Source organism: Ruegeria sp. BK1 (genome assembly GCF_056535645.1).
The window spans coordinates 228,292-247,833 of record NZ_JBQFIS010000001.1 but is presented as its reverse complement, the minus strand read 5'-3'; the positions used below and the strand labels follow the sequence as shown (position 1 = coordinate 247,833).

The following is a 19,542-nucleotide window of genomic DNA, read 5'->3' as shown; positions in this document are numbered from 1 at the left end:
AATCGCGCTGGTGCGCGATGCCTCCGGCGGGGATATTTTTAGCCAGATGAAGTTTGCGGATCAGACAAGGAACCGGGCCGCGATATCCCCGGCCATATAGCTGAAGCGCCCCTCTGCCATGGTCGCGGCAACGCGGCGGGTTTGTTTGTCCAAAATGGTCAGATCCGCGCGTTTTCCGGGGGCCAGCGTACCCCGGTCATTCAGACCCAGAACGCGCGCAGGGCCCGAGGACACAAGCGCCCAAGCCTCGGCAAAACCCAACAAACCAGACTTAGCCAGCATCAGTGCGGCGCGGCGGGGGCTTGGGTAATGATAGTCAGAGGCCAACGCATCACAGAGCCCCATCGTGATCAGGTCCAACGCGCTGACATTGCCTTTATGCGAGCCCCCGCGCACCACATTGGGCGAGCCGAGAATGATATGGTCCCCTGCGGCGCGAGCGGTTTCGGCAGCTTCGAGCGTTTCGGGGAATTCCGATATCTTCGCCCCACGCGCGCGCCAATCTGCGCGGGTTTGGGCAGTGGCATCGTCATGGCTGCCCATGCGCACGTTTTGCTTTTCCAACACCGTGCACAAGCTATCCAATGCCATTGGAACCTCTGATCCCCGCGCGTGCATGGACAGCAGCATTTCGAAATGCATTTCAGGGTTACGCCCAGCCTTCAACGCCTGCCCGGTCAGACGCGGTGGTTTGCGCCCTTCGGCAAGGCGATCATGCGGCAGATGGTCGTTGAACACGACATAGGGCACCTGCCACGCCGCAATTCGCTCCGGCAAATCAACATAGTCGTCCAGCATATGCGTCTCGAACCGTAGCTGGGGCAACAGATCGGTCACAACGCTGTCTCTGACGGACGCAATTGCATCAAAGACCTGCCCTGCAAATTCGGGACCGCGCACGCCGCCCTCCCAACTGTAAAACTGCGCCAGCACGGCGGTGGTAATGCCATTGGCCGCCAGTTCGGCCTCGACCGCCAGAATACCCTCATCCATCTGTTTCATCGCCCCACGGCGCGGCGCGATGTGACGTTCGAACCCATCCCCGTGCAGGTCGATAATGCCAGGTAAAACGAGAAATCCGTTTAGGTCAACGGCGCGGCCAGCGCGATCGGGTTGAATGACTCCTTTTGCAAGCGACAAATTAGCTAAGGCCAGACCGTCCCCTGGCAACAGAACCTCGGCGCCGGTGAACGTCAGGGCCAGATCGCTCATTCCGAGGGTTCCGATTCTGGTTCTGAGCAATCCCAACCGAGGCAGATCTCATCTATGATGGCTTGCACGCCATCCAGCCATGTAATCTGAGGGTCAAACTGGCCGAATTCGATGAAATGCAGTGCTTGCGCCATCACGCGAGGATTGTTCATCATAAAAGTATGGGTCACGGGCAGAACGATATGGTCCTTCATGCCCTCGACCTTGGTCGTCTCGACCGAGACCTTACCGTCATCTTTGCCCTCGATCAGCGATGAAAACAGCGGGTTCAGCGAATTTTCACCGGCGATCACCCCAAGTTCGAAGTCCACCGGCGGCAACTTGCGCGGGATACCTTCGGGACCTGTGCCCAACGCCAGCCCGGCAGGGCCGTTCAGGATACCAAAGACCTCGTAGGCGCTTAACTCATCCACCAGTTGGCTACCCTGATTGGGCGGGCCAAGCATGACCACGCGGCCCAGGTTTTCGGGCATGTTGTCCTGCAACCAGAAACGCAACAGGATACCCCCCATGGAATGCGCCACCACGTTGACGGTATCGTCACCACAAGCCGCAAAGGCATCTGGCAGGGTCTGAGCCGCCAATTCGGCAATCGGCAGATCGGTCGAGGGATATCCGGGCCGCACAACAGTGTAGCCATGCGCCTGAAAGAGTTGCTCCATCACCGTAAAGGACGCCTCGGTCCGGGCAAGCCCGTGCAGCAGCACCACACATTTCGCATGGGCCGCGGCGGGCAACAAAAACAGAATAATGGCCAACACATATCTCATAGCGGCCAGATAAGGGCAAAGCGGGCGCGATGAAACCCCTAGCGCCGCGACAGGCGCAGAACGGCCAACGCAATGCCACCCAGAACCAGCGCGGCACCAAGGATCAGACGTAGGCTGGCGGTTTCACCCAACAAGGCAACGCCCCCTACAATGGCAATGATCGGCACGCTCAACTGCACAACGGCGGCAGTCGTCGGGGCCAGCTGCGGCAGAACCCTATACCACAGGGCATAGCCCATCCCAGATGTCACACCGCCAGACAAAGCGGCGAGTACATACCCGGTGGCTGTCATGTTCCACTCTCCTCCAACCAGCAACAACGCTAGCCCTGTGATAGGCAGAGCAACGACGAAATTGGCAGCTGTTCCGGCCAGCGCATCTGGTTCGGACCGGCCAACCAGCGAATAGATTGCCCATCCGACCCCTGCCGCAATCATCAATGCCGCTCCCACCGGGTTCACCTGAATCTCTCCGCTCGGCCACAGAACCCATGCCAGACCAGCCAAAGCGATACCAGCTCCTGCGATCTGCCGTGCGCTAGGCGCCGACCCCGTGACGGATGTCACCGCGAACATGGTGATCTGAACGACACCGAACAGGATCAAAGCGCCCAGCCCGGCATCTAAAGTCAGATAGGCCAGCGAAAACCCAATCATATACAGCGACAAAGACCCCGCCCCTGCAATGCGTCGGACATTGCGCAAAGGCAGCGCCCCGCCCCGCAAAAAAACAAGCCCAGCCAACACCACTGCCCCGGCCAACACACGCACGATGGCAAACCCGGCAGGGTCGCTCGCGCCGCTCTCAATGGCCAAACGGTTGAGGATCGAATTCGCCGCAAAGGCACACATAGTCAGGGCAGTCAGCAAAAACAGTCGCATTTCCACCGCATAGCGTGTTCGGACGCATTTGCACACTCACATTCCCGGCGACAAACCGTGTCCGCCCTTCTTCTGTTCAAAAATACCTCCGCCGGAGGCATGTCCGCGCAGCGGGCATTCCAAACGAAACGGGGCCGCCCGAAGGCGACCCCGTTCCTAAGTGCTTAGCTTAAGCAGCTTACATCATGCCGCCCATGCCGCCCATGTCGGGCATGCCGCCAGCAGCGGGTGCGTCTTTCTGGGGCTTGTCGGCAACCATTGCTTCGGTAGTGACCAGCAGGCCAGCAACCGATGCTGCATCTTCCAGTGCAGTACGGACAACTTTGGCCGGGTCAATCACGCCGAACGAGAACATGTCGCCATATTCTTCGGTCTGCGCGTTGAAGCCGAACGCTGCGTCGCCGCTTTCGCGGACTTTGCCAGCAACAACTGCACCGTCAACGCCTGCGTTTTCAGCGATCTGGCGTAGCGGCGCTTCGATTGCCTTACGAACGATGTTGATTCCTGCGTTCTGGTCAGCGTTTGCACCTTCCAGAGCTTCCAGTGCTTTACCGGCCTGAACCAGAGCAACACCGCCGCCCACGACAACGCCTTCCTGCACAGCAGCGCGGGTCGCGTTCAGAGCATCGTCCACACGGTCCTTACGCTCTTTCACTTCAACTTCGGTCATGCCGCCGACGCGGATAACAGCAACACCGCCTGCCAGTTTGGCAACGCGCTCTTGCAGCTTCTCACGGTCGTAGTCCGACGAGGTTTCTTCGATCTGAGTGCGGATCTGAGCAACACGTGCTTCGATCTCGGCTTTCTCGCCTGCACCGTCGACGATGGTGGTTTCGTCTTTGGTGATTTCGATCTTCTTGGCGGTGCCCAGCATGTCCATGGTGACGGACTCGAGCTTCATGCCCAGATCTTCGCTGATGACCTGACCGCCGGTCAGGATCGCGATGTCCTGCAGCATGGCTTTGCGGCGATCGCCGAAACCCGGTGCTTTGACAGCAGCAATTTTCAGGCCGCCGCGCAGTTTGTTGACAACCAGAGTTGCCAGCGCTTCGCCTTCAACGTCTTCGGCAATGATCAGCAGCGGCTTCTGCGATTGGATAACCTGCTCCAGCAGCGGAACCATCGGCTGCAGCGAGGACAGTTTCTTTTCGTGCAGTAGGATCATGCAGTCGTCGAGCTCTGCGATCATCTTGTCTGCGTTGGTGACGAAGTAAGGCGACAGGTAGCCGCGGTCGAACTGCATACCTTCGACAACATCGGTCTCGGTTTCCAGACCTTTGTTTTCTTCGACGGTGATAACGCCTTCGTTGCCAACTTTCTGCATCGCGTCTGCGATCTGCTGGCCGATTTCGGCTTCGCCGTTGGCCGAGATGGTGCCAACCTGAGCAACTTCTGCCGAGTCTTTGACTTCACGCGAGGCCGACTTGATGCCTTCGACAACCTTGGCAGTTGCCAGGTCGATGCCGCGCTTCAAGTCCATCGGGTTCAGGCCAGCAGCAACCTGCTTCAGACCTTCGCGAACGATTGCTTGAGCCAGAACAGTTGCAGTGGTGGTGCCGTCACCGGCTTCGTCATTGGTGCGGCTGGCGACTTCTTTCACCATCTGCGCGCCCATATTTTCGAACTTGTCTTCCAGTTCGATTTCCTTGGCAACCGAAACACCGTCTTTGGTGATGCGCGGTGCGCCGAAGGATTTGTCCAGAACCACGTTACGGCCTTTGGGGCCCAGGGTCACTTTAACAGCATCGGCCAGGATGTTTACGCCTGCCAGCATGCGGTTACGGGCATCGGTGTCGAACTTGACGTCCTTTGCAGCCATGTCGTTTCTCCTTGAGAAATAAGTTGTAAATGAAGATCAGAGTGAAGCGCGCGGCTTACTCGATGATCCCCATGATGTCGCTTTCTTTCATCATCAGCAGCTCTTCGCCGTCGACCTGAACCTCGGTGCCCGACCATTTGCCGAACAGGATCTTGTCGCCAGCTTTCACAGCCATTGCGATCAGCTCGCCGCTGTCCTTGCGTGCGCCTTCGCCGGTTGCGACGACTTCGCCTTCGCTGGGCTTTTCTTTTGCGCTGTCAGGAATGATCAGGCCGCCTGCGGTTTTTTCTTCGCTTTCGGTACGGCGAACCAGCACGCGGTCATGAAGCGGTTTCAATGCCATCTTTGCAGCTCCTTGGGCTCAAAGTTGTTAATCCTCCCCTCGCCGGATGGCGGGGCGTTAGCACTCATGCTTGTCGAGTGATAACGACGCATAGCTAGGGGGTGCAATTCCCCGAGTCAACAAGCTGTGAAGGATTTTTTGGACCTCTGCCCCTATTCGGGGTGATCCCAACTGTAGGCCCAGTGTTTCAGACCGTCCTGCCCTGCGTCTGACAAGGCATAAACGCCCTTTTCAACTTTGTCGAACCACCCGTAGTGATTGGTACGCATCAGCCTTGTCGCCTCGGTCACGCCCGTCGCCTTGGCTACGTCAGATCCCTTTGTCGCCCCACACTCGGCCAAATGCGCCGCACATTTCAGCGCATCCTGTCGATAGGCAGTAACAATCCCATGACGCGTGGCCCCGCCCGCATTGGGGTCGCCCTCCAGGCGGTCAAACTCGCGCAGCAGCCGCCCCTTTCGCGTCTTGCTCATACGGGGAGCATAGGGTCCCGGATCGCATTGCACTTCAACCGCGCCATCAGCGCGTACGGTAATCAGACCCAGCCCCAGACGTCGGCACAAGGCCAGATTGTCCTTCAGAGCCCGCCGAGCGCTGCGACCTTTGGGTTTGAGCACCCCGATATAAACCTGATCCGTCACCTTCAGCCGCGCGATCGCCTGATGAAACAAGGTCAGCGAGAACCGCAACTTCAACTCGACAATCACCGGATCTTCCCCAGCGCGCACGGCGACTATATCGGCAGCACCCACCTCACCCTTGACGGTGTAACCTTGACGCTCCAACAACGCTTTGATGGGGGGGTAAAGATCCTGCTCACGCTCCATACGGCCATGCTAGGGGATTTGCTGTGGAATGCCAGACACAGATCGGACCGGCGGCGCTTTGCACCGCTTGATCCCATGCCTTGCGCAATGCAAGGTCGCGGCACATATAAAAAAGTCCGAGGTTTGAAGGGTGGCTCCAATGCGTTTTCTGTTCGTCTTCATTTGTCTATTTCTACCGCTGAGCGCTTATGCTGCCTGCGAGGGGCGCGACCTGCGCCCGGAATTATCGGCTGAAATGCAGGATCAGATTCAACAGGCGCTCGTTGATTTCCCCTACCCCGAAGGCAATCACTGGATCGCCACCAAGGACGGTGCAACCCTGCATCTGATTGGCACCGTTCACACCAATGACGCCCGCATGGACGCGGTGGTCGAGCGGCTAGAGCCAACGCTCAGCCAGGCGGATTCGTTTTTTTTCGAAGTGACCAAGGCCGAGATGGACGCCTTTCAGCAAGGTTTAGCTAAAGATCTGAGCCCGGTTCTGATCACCTCGGGCCCGACGCTGATTGACATGATCCCCGCCGAGCAGTGGGAGACCCTGTCACAAGGTCTAGCCGATCGCGGCATCCCAAGCTGGATGGGGGCCAAAATGCGCCCCTGGTTTCTCAGCATGACTTTGGGCGTGCCGCCCTGCATGGTGCACGAACCGAACGCCAGTTACGGAATGGATGCCCGTCTAACCGATTTGGCGGCCGAATACGACATCCCTCAGTTCTCGCTTGAGACAACGGCGGAATTGATGGCGATGTTCAACGAATTCCCGATGGAGCAGCAGGTGCAATCCCTCGTCCGAATGGCAGACGCCTTCGAAAGCAGCGAAGACCAGCTGGCCACGATGCTGAACGCCTATCTCGAAGAGAAACACGGCGAAATCCTACAATTCGCGCGGTTGCAGGGGCTTGAGACCTCGGGCCTGACGGAAGAGATTTTCGACGAGGAATGGGACGGGTTCGAAGAACAGCTTCTGATCGGGCGCAACAATAACTGGATGGCGCATATTCTGGACATTCAGGACCAGACTGCCGTGATCGCGGTCGGCGCTGGACACCTTGGTGGAGAACATGGCCTTCTGAACCTGTTGGAACAGGCTGGCTACACTCTGGAGCGCGGGCCGTTCTAAGCCGGTTTTACCTATCGTCGCAGTGCAACCGAGACCGGGTGACAAGCGCGCCTGACCACCCTATAAGGCGCGCAAATTTACCATCCTCAGGACGCTGACATGACAACCCTCGTATTTGGACATAAATCCCCCGACACCGATTCCACCGGCTCCCCGATCCTGTGGTCGTGGTATCTGAACGAAGTCAAAGGTGAACAGGCTGAACCCGTACTGCTGGGTGAACCCAACACCGAGGCCGCCTTTATGCTGCAGCGCTGGGACCTGCCCAAGCCGCGTATTATCGCCGACGTGGACGCGGACGTGCCAGTTGTAATCGTTGACACCAACAACCCCGCCGAACTGCCCGCCAACGTCAACAGCGCAGACATCCGCGCCATCATCGACCACCACAAGCTGGTCGGCGGACTGGAAACCAAAGGCCCAATCGACATCACCGTGCGCCCACTGGCCTGCACCGCGACGATCATGGTTGACCTGATGGGCGACGACGCTGCCAAAATGCCTGACGCCGTCAAAGGCGCGGCGTTGACCTGCATCCTGTCGGACACGCTGGAATTCCGCTCGCCCACCACCACCGCCCATGACCGCGCAGTGGCTGAAAAACTGGCGGCTGAACTGGGTCTGGACGTTTCGGCCTATGCGGCTGACATGTTTGCCGCGAAGTCGGACGTATCCTCGTTCTCGGACGCAGAACTGATCCGCATGGATAGCAAGGAATACGAAGTCGACGGCACCAAGTTCCGCGTTTCAGTTCTGGAAACCACCGCTCCGGGCGTCGTTCTGGACCGCAAAGACAGCCTGGCCGCGTCGATGGTGGATGTTGCCAAGGAAGACGGCGTTGATCAGGTATTGCTGTTTGTCGTCGACATCCTCAACGAAGAAGCCACCCTGCTTGTGCCCAATGACCTTGTGAAAGGCGTGGCCGAGAAGAGCTTTGGTGCGTCAGTAAACGGCGACGCTGTGGTTCTGCCCGGAATCATGAGCCGGAAAAAGCAGATCATCCCCAACCTCAAAGTGTGATCTTCGTTGCACCACAAACAAAAGGCGCCAGTATCGGGGCGCCTTTTTTCGTTAAGACACAAGATTTTGCATAGAGCGTATCCGTTGATAGTCTGGTGCGGATAGTCTTGCTTGGGTCTTGGTCGCAGGAATGAGTAAACGAAAATTCAGCACCACCAGGGACATCCTTCGGTTCGAAGGGCATGACCGAGCGGCGTATTGGCGCAGATTTGCGATGCTTTTGACACTGTCGGTTGTGATCGCGACCATGGGGATGCTTCGCGATTCAGGCGCAGTGGTGATTGCCGCCATGTTGGTCGCACCGTTGATGACACCGATACTGGGCATAGCTGCCTCGATGGTCATGGGGTGGCTGGGACGTGCGTTCAAGCTTGCCTTGATTGTGAGCGGGGCGGCAGTTATCTGCGTCTTTCTGGCCTGGTTTCTTGTCTATATCGCCGATGTTCCCCGCGGAATTCTAATCCCTGATCAGGTTCTGGCGCGTACAGATCCCGGGACTGAAGATCTGATCGTTGCCTTGGCGGCCGGCGTCGCCGGAGCGTATGTGCAGATAAATCGATCAGAAGTTAGCCTGCTGCCAGGTGCTGCGATCGGTGTGTCTTTGGTGCCCCCGTTATCCGCCTCGGGGGTATTGATGTATTTTGAAGAAGCGGCTGAAGCTTATGAGGCCGGCTTGCTGTTCGCAACAAACCTTGGGGCGATCATCCTATCGGCTTGCGCGGTTTACATCGTGTACGCTGCTCGTTCGGTGGTTTTCAGCAAGGGGCGTCGCAAGCTGAACTTTACTGCCAGCGTCGTTGTGACCTTGGCGTTCTTGACCTTCGTTGTCATTCAATTGGGCAAGTCGACATATAACCGCTATCTGGAAACCCGGACCGAAGCGCAATTGGCACAGACAATTCGCGATTGGGCTGATCCAGTCTCGGTCGAGATTGTTCGCGTCGACGTCAACGCTCAACGCAAGCAAGCCGATATCTGGCTGATCGTTGACCTGCCAATTGAAGCCGCGTTCAAGGTGTCTTCAATCGCAGGCCTCCTGCCGGAAAGCCTGCGCGAGAAACCCCTGGTCGACGTACTGCGCAACGAGTTGGGGCCGGGTTATCTGGTTGTCGTTCGCTTTCAGAACAGGATCGGCGCCCAGATCATTCTAGGTACTGAAAACGTTCAACTGGCACCGGATGTCGAGGAAATCAGTGAAGACAACTGAACGTATACGGCTATTCATTCAGAAAAGTTGCAGCTGGGATGGTCAAAAGACCGAAGCTTTGACATAGCTGGCACAACTTCGACTCCAGAGCCCCGGGGGGCAGCTCAATGACTCAGATTATTCACAAACTTGATGAAATCTCCGATCGCTACAAAGCGCTGTTTGTCGACCTCTGGGGCTGTGTGCATAACGGCATAACCGCCTATCCCGAAGCCGTGGCAGCGCTTCAAGGTTATCGCGCCAAAGGGGGCATTGTTGTGCTGGTCACCAATTCGCCCAAGCCCCGCGCGGGGGTGGCCGAGCAACTGGAACAATTCAACGTTCCCAACGACGCCTATGATACGATCGCCACAAGCGGAGACTCGGCGCGCTCAGCTATGTTTCGAGGCGCTGTAGGCGAAAAAGTTTACTTCATGGGAGAATGGGCGCGCGATGCTGGCTTTTTCGAGCCGCTGAAGATTTTGCACCACCCAATTCAGATCGAGCGTGTGCCACTGGATCAGGCCGAAGGGATTGTCTGCTGTGGACCATTCGATCCGATGGCCGACCCTGACGTCAACCGCGCGGATTTACTTTACGCTAAGCAGAAGGGCATGAAACTTCTCTGCGCCAATCCAGATATCGTGGTCGACCGGGGCGAGGTTCGGGAATGGTGCGCGGGCGCTCTGGCCAAGCTTTACACCGAGATGGGGGGCGAGAGCCTTTACTTCGGCAAGCCGCATCCGCCGATCTATGATCTGGCGCGGCGGCGGCTGCAGGAGTTGGGTCACGATATCCCCGATGGCGACATTCTGGTAATCGGCGACGGACCGCATACCGACATTCTGGGCGGTATGGGTGAGGGGATTGATTCTCTGTTCATCTCGGGCGGCTTGGCGGCGGCGGAAACTAAAACGTCGCACCATCCGCATCACGAATCCCTAACTGATTATATCGCAAGGGAAAACATCAACCCCACCTTCACAATCGGCCGCTTGCGCTAGTCAGAAAAGACTTGATTTTCTGCAGCTGCGAAGTAATAAAGTTACCCAACTTGGGTGACTTTGGTTTTTTTGTTGCCCATTGAAATCGAGTGAGGGTGACATGTTGGACAATCTTCCGCGCGGCACGATCTGTATTGAAGACATCGAAATGGGCATGACCCGCCACCTGCGCAAAGTGGTGACGGACGAAGATATCGAAATGTTCGCGCAGGTCTCAACCGACCGCAACCCGGTGCATCTTGATGACGATTATGCCCGCGACACGATCTTTGAGGGGCGCATTGCCCACGGGATGCTGACGGCGGGGCTGATCTCGGCTGTGATAGGGGAACAACTGCCGGGCCACGGCACAGTTTATATGGGGCAGTCGCTGAAATTCCTGGCCCCGGTCCGCCCCGGTGACATGGTCTATGCCGAGGTAAAGGTGATCGACATCGACTTTGCCAAGCGCCGGGTCAAGCTGGATTGCCACTGTGCGGTAGACGGCAAAAAGGTGTTGATGGGCGAGGCTATGGTGCTGGCGCCATCGCGCAAGTTCGACTGACGTCTCAGACCCTTGAACCTGCCTCGCAGTCCCGCTAGGCAGGCGCTATGCGCATTATCCGGGATTTCCAGTTTGTTGAGCCGCAGGACCGTGGTGCCAGTGTCGCCATCGGTAATTTTGACGGCGTGCATATCGGCCACCGCTCTGTGATCGAACTGGCCCGCAACGCCGCGCCAGACGCGCCACTGGGTGTGATGACGTTCGAGCCACATCCGCGGGAGTATTTTGCACCCGACAGCCCCCCTTTTCGCCTGATGCGCGGCAATGCCCGTGCGCACCGTTTGCAGAAGCTGGGAGTTCAGAAGCTCTATGAATTACCCTTTAACGCGGCGCTGGCCGGGCTGACGCCCGAAGAATTCGCACGCAATGTGATCTGTGACGGGCTGGGGCTGTCGCATGTGGTGGTCGGGGCCGACTTCTGTTTTGGCAAAGGCCGCAGCGGCACCGCCGATGATCTGGTGCGGTTTGGGGCCCAGATGGGTTTCGGTGCCACCATCGCCCCCTTGATGGAGCGGTCGGAAAACGTCGTGTCTTCGACCGCGATCCGTACTGCGCTGTCGGAAGGTCGCCCCCGGGATGCCGCCGCGATGCTGGGCCACTGGCACCGGATCGAGGGCGAGGTGATTGGCGGCGAACAGCGCGGGCGCGAGTTGGGCTATCCCACCGCGAATATGTCGATCGAGGGACTGCACCCGCCGAAATTCGGCGTATATGCGGTGCTGGTTGATGTGCTGGATGGCCCGCATCAAGGCAGCTATCACGGCGCGGCCTCGGTGGGCACGCGCCCCATGTTCGACGGCGAAGTGCCCAATATCGAGACGTTCCTGTTCGATTTCTCGGGCGATCTTTATGGCGCGACGCTCTCGGTCGGACTGGTCGAATACCTGCGCCCCGAGATGACCTTTGACGGGTTGGACGGACTGATCACCCAGATGGATGCCGATTGCGAAAAGGCCCGTGCGCTACTGGCGGCGCTATGACCACCGACCCGATTGACCGCAACGGCCTGTCCGCCCGGTTCTGGGAACGCAAACCGTTGACCAAGATGAACCAGCGCGAGTGGGAGGCGCTGTGCGACGGCTGCGGCAAGTGCTGCCTCAACAAGCTGGAAGACGAAGATACGGGCGAGGTCGCCCTGACCTGCGTTGCCTGCCGTCTGCTGGATGATGAGACCTGCCGTTGCACCCAATACGACATCCGCCACCAATTCGTGCCGGAATGCATCGTGATGACGCCCGATAATATCGATGAACACGCCTATTGGCTGCCCCAGACCTGCGCCTATCGGCTGCTGTGGGAGGGCAAACCCCTTTACGACTGGCACCCTTTGATATCTGGTACGCCCGACAGCGTACACGCCGCCGGGGTCTCGGTTCAGGGGCGCACGGTGTCCGAGTTCGAAACCCCCATGGAAGAGTGGGAAGACTATATCATCGAGGAGCCCAACTGATGTATTTCGCCTCTGACAATTCCGGGCCGGTTCACCCGCAAGTGATGGCCGCGTTGAGCGCCGCGAATGAGGGCTATCAGATGGCCTACGGGGCCGACACGCTGATGAACGAGGTGCGCGACCGAATCCGTGGTATCTTTGAAGCGCCAGGGGCAGCTGTCTATCTGGTGGCGACCGGGACGGCGGCGAATTCTTTGGCTCTGTCGACGCTGGCGAACCCGTGGGACACCGTGTTTTGTTCCCCCGTTGCGCATATTCACGAGGACGAGTGCAACGCCCCGGAATTCTACAGCGGCGCCAAGCTGACGCTGGTGCCCGGTGGTGACAAGATGACGGCAGACGCATTGCGCAGCACCATTCTGGCCGAAGAAACTCGCGGTGTGCATGGGCCGCAACGCGGGCCAGTCTCGATCACGCAGGTGACCGAGCGAGGTTCGGTTTATTCGCTGGAAGAGTTGCAGGCGCTGTGCGGTGTTGCCAAGGAATACGGCCTGCCAGTGCATCTGGACGGTGCGCGGTTCACCAATGCGCTGGTCGCGCTGAACTGTTCCCCCGCCGAGATGACGTGGAAGTCGGGGGTTGATGCGGTCAGCTTTGGCGGCACAAAGAACGGGCTGATGGGGGTCGAGGCGGTGGTCTTTTTCGACGAGGCCAAAGCCTGGGAATTCGAGCTGCGCCGCAAGCGCGGCGCGCATCTGTTTTCGAAACACCGTTATTTGTCGGCTCAGATGGCCGCGTATCTGCAGGATGATCTGTGGTTGAGGATGGCGCGGCAGGCCAATGACAACTGCGCACGTCTGGCGGATGGGCTGCGGGCCAAGGGGGCCTCATTCTTGCATGAACCGCAGGCGAACATGATCTTCGCAGAATTCTCGCGCGCCCAGCACAAACAGCTGCACGAGGCCGGAGCGGTCTATCATCTGTGGGGGGCCGAATTGGAAGGTGCGGATGATGCAGAGCCGCTGGCCTGTCGGCTGGTGTGTGACTGGTCACTGCCGTCCGAAGAGATCGACCGGTTTTTGGGTTTGATCTGAAGCTGGTTGGGGGCTCTGCCCCCAAACCCCCGAGGTATTTTCAAACAGAAGAAGACTGTAGGCTTTGCCAAAATGATGTGATCTGCGCAGCGGTTTCTCTGGGGTGCGAGATCGGCAGCATGTGGCCTGCGCTTTCTACAGTAACCTTGGACGCATTGGGCAGGCGTCTTTGCAATCCCCGGGCAATCGCAGGCATGACCGGATGAGAGTTGCCGCCCGCCATGAGCAATACAGGTGCTTTGGCCCCGAGCAGCGCTTCTGGTCTCAGGAGGCCTTTTGTGTCCTGGAACAGAGACTGCTCCACATCTGGAACAACCCGGATCCCCCGGATCATCGCCGCGCGCGTTTTCTCGGGCATGTCCGGCCAACGCAGGCTGTCATCTGTGCTCCACATACGGTTGAACAGACGGGCTGCCAACGGCATGTCTCCGGCTTTCAACGCCTCCACATATGGCTGGGCTGCCATGTCATGCTGAGCCAACAAATCAGGTGCGTCCTGGGCGGCAACGGCGAAAAACACGGGCTCGATCAAGACAACACTGCGCACCAGATTTGGGTGTTCTACAGCAAGCCGTAGGGCAATCATTGCGCCAAAGGAATGCCCGATCAGATCCATCGGCTGGGTTAGTTGAGCAGCAGACAGCGCCGTAGTCAGGTCGAAGAAATCTGACTGCCCGTCCCAATCAGGGCTCATGCCATGTGACAGCATATCGGGTGCAACGAATGTAGCCTGTGTGCCGATACAAGACGCAAGACCAGCCCACGCCCCTGAATGCGCAATCGTGCAATGCAAGGCGAGCACACTGCGCTCGCCTTTCCCTAGATTGCGGACATAGATGGAGGAAGAGGCCACCCCGTCCTTCACCCTTTCATCTCGGACAGGTGGCGGTCCAGATCTTCGAGCCGATCCTGACCCCAGAACCGTTGTCCATCCTCGGTAATATAGAACGGCGCGCCAAAGGCACCGCTGTCCACGGCCTGTTCCAGATTGGCGGCATAGGTTTCGGCACCGTCCAGCAACCCGCTATCCGCGAGGTTCGGGTCGAACCCGGCTGCCGACAGGCAATCGCGGATCACGTCATCCTGCGCGATGTCCTTTTCCTCGGCCCAGCAGGCGCGCAGGAAGGAATGGACCAGCTTGCCCACATCGCCTGAGCCATCCTTGGCCGCCGCGATCACGGCATAGGACGATGGCGCCATGTTCGTCGGCCAATGTGCGGGTTGAATGTTGAATTCCATCCCCAGATTTTTGGCCTGACGCTGCAATTCCTGTGCTCGGTATTCGGTGCGCGAAATATGCCGGTCCTTGGGTGGGGTGCCTCCGGTCCGGCCAAACAGGGCCATGATATCCAGTGGTTTGTAGTTAATTGTCGCGCCATGTTTCGCGGCCACCTCTTCCAACCGGGTTCCGGCCAGATAGGTGAAGGGCGAAATTGTCGCAAAATAGTAGTCTATGGTGGCCATGTTCACTTTCTCCGCTGCGTTATCTTTGCGAGACGGTAAGGCCATGCTAAGCGGTGTCAACATCACGAATCTGTCACATTAGCCTTTGCTGCCCGGGGACCTCAGCCGATGCCGACACTCAACGAACCCAAGCTGATCGCTGGGAACGCCAATCTTCCGCTTGCCCAGACCATTGCACGCCGCATGAGCCTGTATCGCGGCGTTGACCAGGGGTTGGTTGACGCACGGGTCGAACGTTTTAACGACGGCGAGATTTTCGTCGAAGTGTTCGAGAATGTACGCGGCGAGGATATGTTCATCGTCCAGCCGACTTCGAACCCGGCAAACGATAACCTGATGGAACTGCTGATCATCGCCGACGCGCTGCGCCGCTCATCCGCGCAGCGGATCACTGCCGTGATCCCTTATTTCGGCTATGCCCGTCAGGACCGTCGCACCAAGGCGCGCACGCCGATTTCCGCCAAGCTGGTTGCCAACATGCTGACCGGCGCCGGGATCGAGCGGGTTCTGACGATGGACCTGCACGCAGCCCAGATTCAGGGGTTCTTTGATATCCCGGTGGACAACCTTTATGCCTCACCGATCTTCGCGCTGGATGTGAAAAACCAGTTCAAGGACCAGATGGATGAGATCATGGTGGTCTCACCCGATGTGGGCGGTGTGGCCCGCGCGCGTGAATTGGCCAAGCGGATCGAAGCGCCGCTGTCGATCGTGGATAAGCGGCGCGAAAAGGCCGGCGAAGTGGCCGAGATGACTGTCATCGGCGACGTCAAAGACAAGATCTGCCTGATCGTGGACGACATGTGCGACACAGCGGGTACTCTCTGCAAGGCCGCGCAAGTGCTGCTGGATAACGGCGCGAAAGAGGTGCATTCCTATATCACCCACGGTGTCATGAGCGGCCCGGCGGTTGAGCGTGTGACAAACTCGGTGATGAAATCACTGGTTCTGACCGACACAATCCAACCCACCAAAGAAGTCGCCAAAGCCAAAAATATCCGCATTGTTCCGACAGCGCCCATCTTTACGCAGGCGATCCTGAACATTTGGAACGGCACCTCGGTCTCGTCGCTGTTCGAGGACAAGACCCTGACCCCGATCTACGAATCCATGTACCACATGGACTGATCTGAACGGGCGGCCTTGCAGCCGCCCTTTTTCGTGACCCCTCTAAGGCAGGAGCTTTCCGTGACAGCCCCCAAACGCATCGTTCTTTCCAGCGACCACGCCGCCATCGAGCTGCGCCAAGCGGTTGCCAAACATATCGCGGACCAAGGATGGGAGGTCATGGATATCGGCCCTCAAACACCTGAGAGCACGCATTATCCGATCCACGGCAAAGCCGCCGCTGACGCCGTTGCCTCGGGTGATTGCGCACTGGGTATCATCCTTTGCGGCACGGGACAGGGCATCATGATGGCGGCGAACAAGGTCCCCGGCATTCGCTGCGGTGTGTGTTCCGACGCGTTCTCAGCCCGGATGATCCGCCAGCATAACGACGCCAACATGCTGTCCATCGGTGCACGCGTCGTAGGTGAAGGTCAGGCGCTGGATATCGTGGATGCTTTCCTTGGAGCCGATTTCGAAGGCGGCCGTCACGCAACACGGGTGGACATGATCGAATCCTGAAACGTCGGATGGCTAGGAGATGTCCCAGTCATCCTCATGCGCCACCTCTCCGATCGCTGTCCAGGACATCCTGATCCGCGCGATGCGGGTGTCTGACCAAGTGCGGAAAACGGCGCTGAAGCCTTCGGCTGAGATATCCTCGGCCTTGACCTCGGCGCGCAGGGCGGTGGTTGTGTCCACATCCCATAGGGATATGCCAACCTGAACCACTGGCGTGGTCCTGAACGGCTGGCTGAACGTAACAGCCGCGCGCCGTTCTCGGGTTCCGTTGCCTGTCCACATGTCCCCGCCATTGGAAAATTCGGAAAACAGTACAGTCTCGCCTTGGTCGATACCAATCGGGTGGGTGCGAAATGTCTTCATCTTTATCGTCTATAACCATTTACACTGAAAACTTAATCTGAGACTTCAAGCAAATCACGACAAAAAAACGGCCCCGCATTGCGAGGCCGTTTCGAATGATCCATTTGCAACAAGCCGTTACAGGCTCATATGCGTCCCAAGCGCTTCCATGTCGGCCAGCAGTTTGGCTGCATCGTCAACGATGGACTGATCGTCCCCGGCCTTTGCGGCCTCGTGCGAGGCGCGGGCTTCAGCGATCAGGTCATCCAGATGCGACCGGGTCACTTCGGCAACCGGTATGGCTTTTTCAGCCAGAACCGACAGGCCGTCGCCGTTGATCTGGGCAAACCCGCCAGTGACCAGGTATTCGCTGGCTCCGGCAGGTGCCTCAACCTTCAGCAGACCGGGGCGTAGCGTGGTGATGGTGGGGGCATGATCGGGCATTGCCGTCATGTCCCCGTCCGCGCCGGGTAGCTGGACCGCGGTGGCCTCAAGCGAAGCAAGGCTCCGCTCTGGGCTGACGAGGTCGAATTGCATCGTGTTTGCCATCAGGGATACTCCTTAGGCGGCTTCTGCGGCCATCTTTTCCGCTTTGGCGATCACTTCGTCGATGCCACCAACCATCAGGAAGGCCGCTTCGGGCAGGTGATCATATTCGCCAGCCACAACGGCTTTGAACGACGAGATGGTGACATCCAGAGGAACCTGAACGCCCGGCGAACCAGTGAAAACCTCGGCCACGTCGAACGGCTGCGACAGGAAGCGCTCGATCTTACGGGCACGGGCAACGGTCAGTTTGTCTTCTTCCGACAGTTCGTCCATACCGAGGATGGCGATGATGTCCTGAAGCGACTTATAGCGCTGGAGGATCTGCTGAACGTCGGTTGCAACCGCGTAGTGCTCTTCACCAACGATGGCCGGGTCCAGCAGACGCGACGACGAGTCGAGCGGGTCAACAGCCGGATAGATACCCTTTTCCGAGATCGCACGGTTAAGAACGGTAGTCGCATCCAAGTGAGCAAACGAGGTTGCCGGCGCAGGGTCGGTAAGGTCGTCCGCAGGCACGTAGATCGCCTGCACCGAGGTGATCGAGCCCGACTTGGTCGAGGTGATGCGTTCCTGCAGGGCGCCCATGTCGGTGGCCAGCGTCGGCTGGTAGCCCACCGCCGAAGGAATACGACCCAGCAGAGCCGAAACCTCGGAGCCCGCTTGCGTGAAGCGGAAGATGTTGTCGACGAAGAAAAGAACGTCGGTACCGGACTGGTCGCGGAACTGCTCGGCCAGGGTCAGACCGGTCAAAGCAACACGTGCACGCGCTCCCGGAGGTTCGTTCATCTGACCGTAAACCAGCGCAACCTGCGATTCCGACAGGTTGTCGGGCTTAATAACGTTCGATTCGATCATCTCGTGGTACAGGTCGTTCCCTTCACGGGTCCGTTCACCAACACCCGCGAACACCGAGAAGCCCGAGTGCACTTTGGCGATGTTGTTGATCAGTTCCATGATCAGAACGGTTTTTCCAACGCCCGCGCCACCGAAGAGGCCAATTTTACCGCCTTTGGCGTAAGGAGCCAGCAGGTCAACAACCTTGATGCCGGTCACAAGGATTTCCGACTCGGTCGACTGTTCCGCGAACTCAGGTGCGGGCTGGTGGATTGCGCGGGTTTCCGACGCAACAACGTCGCCTTTTTCGTCGATCGGCTCGCCGACCACGTTCAGGATGCGGCCAAGGGTGGCGTTGCCAACCGGAACCGAGATCGGTGCGCCGGTGTCGGTCACAACTTCGCCACGGACCAGACCTTCGGTCGCATCCATCGCGATGGTACGGACGGTGTTTTCACCCAGGTGCTGAGCAACTTCCAACACCAGGCGTTTGCCGTTGTTGGTGGTTTCCAGCGCGTTCAGAATTTCAGGCAGTGCGTCATCGAACTGCACGTCGACGACGGCCCCGATGATCTGTGTGACTTTGCCTTTTGCATTCGCCATGTTTCGTCTCCGGTATGTCTCTACAGCGCTTCGGCGCCGGAAATAATTTCAATCAGCTCGTTGGTGATCACGGCCTGACGCGAGCGGTTGAACTGGATCGTCAGCTTGTCGATCATCTCGCCCGCGTTGCGTGTCGCGTTGTCCATCGCGGACATCCGTGCACCCTGTTCAGACGCTCCGTTTTCGAGCAGAGCCGAGAAGATCGCGGTTGCAACCCCCTTGGGCAGCAGGTCGGCCAGGATAGCCTCTTCGCTGGGCTCGTAGTCGAAGATGGCACCGCTGTCGTCACCTGCCGCGTCGTCCTCGAACGAGGCGGGGATGATTTGCTGTGCCGTCGGGATCTGGGTCACAACGTTGACGAACTTCGAGTAGAAGATCGTGGCAACATCGAACTCAGCCCCATCAAAGCGTGACAGTACGTCCTTGGCGATGTCTTGCGCGTTGGTGTAGCCAATGCGCTTGACCTCGCTCAGGTCGACATGTCCAACGAACAGATCGCCCAAATCGCGCTTGAGCGCGTCGCGGCCTTTTTTGCCGACAGTCAGGATCTTGACCGTCTTGCCTTTGCCGCGCAGCTCTTCCGCCTTTTGGCGGGCCAGCTTGGCGATGTTCGAGTTGAAGCCGCCACACAGGCCGCGTTCAGCTGTCATCACGACCAGCAGATGCACATCATCACTGCCCGTACCACGGAGCAGCTTGGGGGCGCTGTCGCTGCCCCCGACCGAAGCCGCCAGCCCCGCCATAACGGCATTGAACCGCTCGGCATAAGGGCGTGAGGCTTCAGCAGATTCCTGGGCGCGGCGCAGTTTTGCAGCCGCGACCATCTGCATGGCCTTGGTGATCTTGCGGGTCGACTTGACCGACTCGATCCTGTTTTTAAGGTCCTTCAGACTAGGCATCGGAACCCCCTA

General features: G+C 58.5%; 22 protein-coding genes. 10 read left to right on the top strand and 12 right to left on the bottom strand.

Going from position 1 to position 19,542, the window contains the following annotated elements; genetic code table 11:
* Positions 1–60: 60 nt before the first annotated feature.
* From ACR3E7_RS01150 to ACR3E7_RS01125, 6 genes are all read right to left on the bottom strand, one after another.
* The gene (locus tag ACR3E7_RS01150; protein WP_480503297.1) at positions 61–1,212 is read right to left on the bottom strand and encodes an alpha-D-ribose 1-methylphosphonate 5-triphosphate diphosphatase; all 1,152 of its coding nucleotides are present in this window, start codon (positions 1,210–1,212) and stop codon (positions 61–63) included.
* Positions 1,209–1,982: an alpha/beta fold hydrolase gene (locus ACR3E7_RS01145; RefSeq protein ID WP_170769026.1), complete on the bottom strand. Its 774-nt coding sequence runs from the start codon at positions 1,980–1,982 to the stop codon at positions 1,209–1,211. Before ACR3E7_RS01145 ends, ACR3E7_RS01150 begins: the two co-directional genes overlap by 4 nt.
* A gap of 38 nt (positions 1,983–2,020) precedes the next feature.
* The gene (locus tag ACR3E7_RS01140; protein WP_480503299.1) at positions 2,021–2,863 is read right to left on the bottom strand and encodes a DMT family transporter; all 843 of its coding nucleotides are present in this window, start codon (positions 2,861–2,863) and stop codon (positions 2,021–2,023) included.
* Between the two features lie 178 nt (positions 2,864–3,041).
* Positions 3,042–4,682 carry a chaperonin GroEL gene (gene groL / locus ACR3E7_RS01135; protein WP_170440794.1) on the bottom strand — a complete coding sequence of 547 codons (1,641 nt, stop codon included), beginning with the start codon at positions 4,680–4,682 and terminating at the stop codon, positions 3,042–3,044.
* 55 nt (positions 4,683–4,737) lie between these two features.
* The gene (groES, locus tag ACR3E7_RS01130; protein WP_170352338.1) at positions 4,738–5,025 is read right to left on the bottom strand and encodes a co-chaperone GroES; all 288 of its coding nucleotides are present in this window, start codon (positions 5,023–5,025) and stop codon (positions 4,738–4,740) included.
* 152 nt (positions 5,026–5,177) lie between these two features.
* Entirely contained in the window at positions 5,178–5,852 is a 675-nt protein-coding gene (locus ACR3E7_RS01125) for a DUF2161 domain-containing phosphodiesterase (RefSeq protein ID WP_480503300.1), read from the bottom strand.
* Positions 5,853–5,991: 139 nt separating this feature from the next.
* On the opposite strand from ACR3E7_RS01125, the gene ACR3E7_RS01120 reads away from it, so the two are divergent.
* The 8 genes from ACR3E7_RS01120 (at position 5,992) to ACR3E7_RS01085 (ending at position 13,210) form a co-directional block, all read left to right on the top strand.
* Positions 5,992–6,972, top strand: a complete 981-nt coding sequence (locus ACR3E7_RS01120) for a TraB/GumN family protein (RefSeq protein ID WP_480503302.1) — start codon at positions 5,992–5,994, stop codon at positions 6,970–6,972.
* Positions 6,973–7,071: 99 nt separating this feature from the next.
* Positions 7,072–7,992 (top strand): manganese-dependent inorganic pyrophosphatase, encoded by a 921-nt coding sequence (locus tag ACR3E7_RS01115; protein WP_170769022.1) that lies wholly within the window; start codon positions 7,072–7,074, stop codon positions 7,990–7,992.
* Positions 7,993–8,122: 130 nt separating this feature from the next.
* Positions 8,123–9,199, top strand: coding sequence for a DUF389 domain-containing protein (locus ACR3E7_RS01110; RefSeq protein WP_170788167.1), 1,077 nt, complete (start codon positions 8,123–8,125; stop codon positions 9,197–9,199).
* Positions 9,200–9,306: 107 nt separating this feature from the next.
* Positions 9,307–10,182, top strand: a complete 876-nt coding sequence (locus ACR3E7_RS01105; RefSeq protein ID WP_480503303.1) for a TIGR01459 family HAD-type hydrolase — start codon at positions 9,307–9,309, stop codon at positions 10,180–10,182.
* 100 nt (positions 10,183–10,282) lie between these two features.
* Complete coding sequence (locus ACR3E7_RS01100) at positions 10,283–10,726, top strand: MaoC family dehydratase (RefSeq protein ID WP_170352332.1); 444 nt, start codon at positions 10,283–10,285, stop codon at positions 10,724–10,726.
* A 47-nt stretch (positions 10,727–10,773) separates the two neighbouring features.
* Positions 10,774–11,706 carry a bifunctional riboflavin kinase/FAD synthetase gene (locus ACR3E7_RS01095; RefSeq protein ID WP_480503304.1) on the top strand — a complete coding sequence of 311 codons (933 nt, stop codon included), beginning with the start codon at positions 10,774–10,776 and terminating at the stop codon, positions 11,704–11,706.
* Complete coding sequence (locus ACR3E7_RS01090; protein WP_170783791.1) at positions 11,703–12,176, top strand: YcgN family cysteine cluster protein; 474 nt, start codon at positions 11,703–11,705, stop codon at positions 12,174–12,176. Before ACR3E7_RS01095 ends, ACR3E7_RS01090 begins: the two co-directional genes overlap by 4 nt.
* Complete coding sequence (locus ACR3E7_RS01085; RefSeq protein ID WP_170788163.1) at positions 12,176–13,210, top strand: threonine aldolase family protein; 1,035 nt, start codon at positions 12,176–12,178, stop codon at positions 13,208–13,210. The genes ACR3E7_RS01090 and ACR3E7_RS01085 overlap by 1 nt, the downstream gene beginning before the upstream one ends.
* 40 nt (positions 13,211–13,250) lie before the next feature.
* Here the strand turns inward: ACR3E7_RS01085 and ACR3E7_RS01080 are convergent, their stop codons facing one another.
* Together ACR3E7_RS01080 and ACR3E7_RS01075 are read right to left on the bottom strand one after the other, a co-directional pair.
* Entirely contained in the window at positions 13,251–14,012 is a 762-nt protein-coding gene (locus ACR3E7_RS01080; protein WP_480719455.1) for an alpha/beta fold hydrolase, read from the bottom strand.
* A 59-nt stretch (positions 14,013–14,071) separates the two neighbouring features.
* Entirely contained in the window at positions 14,072–14,674 is a 603-nt protein-coding gene (locus ACR3E7_RS01075; protein ID WP_480503307.1) for a DsbA family protein, read from the bottom strand.
* A 108-nt stretch (positions 14,675–14,782) separates the two neighbouring features.
* Here ACR3E7_RS01075 and ACR3E7_RS01070 point away from each other — a divergent pair, with 108 nt between their 5' ends.
* A complete protein-coding gene (locus tag ACR3E7_RS01070) occupies positions 14,783–15,802 on the top strand; it encodes a ribose-phosphate pyrophosphokinase (RefSeq protein WP_170753405.1) in 1,020 nt (339 codons plus the stop codon).
* Between the two features lie 60 nt (positions 15,803–15,862).
* Positions 15,863–16,303 carry a ribose 5-phosphate isomerase B gene (rpiB, locus tag ACR3E7_RS01065; protein ID WP_170769000.1) on the top strand — a complete coding sequence of 147 codons (441 nt, stop codon included), beginning with the start codon at positions 15,863–15,865 and terminating at the stop codon, positions 16,301–16,303.
* A 12-nt stretch (positions 16,304–16,315) separates the two neighbouring features.
* On the opposite strand, the gene ACR3E7_RS01060 is transcribed toward rpiB, so the two are convergent.
* From ACR3E7_RS01060 to ACR3E7_RS01045, 4 genes are all read right to left on the bottom strand, one after another.
* Complete coding sequence (locus ACR3E7_RS01060) at positions 16,316–16,666, bottom strand: H-type lectin domain-containing protein (RefSeq protein WP_170768999.1); 351 nt, start codon at positions 16,664–16,666, stop codon at positions 16,316–16,318.
* A 117-nt stretch (positions 16,667–16,783) separates the two neighbouring features.
* On the bottom strand, positions 16,784–17,194 hold the full coding sequence (locus ACR3E7_RS01055; RefSeq protein ID WP_170768998.1) for a F0F1 ATP synthase subunit epsilon: 411 nt from the start codon (positions 17,192–17,194) through the stop codon (positions 16,784–16,786).
* Positions 17,195–17,206: 12 nt separating this feature from the next.
* Positions 17,207–18,631, bottom strand: a complete 1,425-nt coding sequence (gene atpD / locus ACR3E7_RS01050; protein WP_170783779.1) for a F0F1 ATP synthase subunit beta — start codon at positions 18,629–18,631, stop codon at positions 17,207–17,209.
* Positions 18,632–18,651: 20 nt separating this feature from the next.
* On the bottom strand, positions 18,652–19,530 hold the full coding sequence (locus tag ACR3E7_RS01045) for a F0F1 ATP synthase subunit gamma (protein ID WP_480503308.1): 879 nt from the start codon (positions 19,528–19,530) through the stop codon (positions 18,652–18,654).
* Between the last annotated feature and the right edge of the window lie 12 nt (positions 19,531–19,542).